Origin of the sequence: Microbacterium sp. H6 (assembly GCF_003314775.1) — a bacterium.
In the GTDB taxonomy this organism is placed as follows: domain Bacteria; phylum Actinomycetota; class Actinomycetes; order Actinomycetales; family Microbacteriaceae; genus Microbacterium; species Microbacterium oxydans.
The window spans coordinates 1-202 of the sequence record NZ_QOAY01000157.1; the positions used below are offsets into that span (position 1 = coordinate 1).

The window sequence follows — 202 nt, forward strand, 5'->3', positions numbered from 1 at the left end:
GGACTCGCACGCCACCTGGGCGCACGGCCGTGGATGGTGCGCGCTCTGTTCATCGCCCTCGCGCTGTGCGGCGGTGCAGGGGTGCTGCTCTACGCCTGGTGCTGGATGTTCACGCCGTGGGCGGAGGGTGAGGACGCACCGACCAGACGGATGCCCGTGGCGTGGCTGCTGCTGGCTCCCGCGGCCGTGGGGGTCCTCGTCG

1 protein-coding gene is annotated in these 202 nt (G+C 72.8%); it reads left to right on the forward strand.

The genetic code is table 11. The features are described from left to right. Positions 1 to 202 (forward strand): PspC domain-containing protein (locus DSP71_RS22215; RefSeq protein ID WP_181800715.1); only part of this gene is annotated, 202 nt, incomplete at both ends.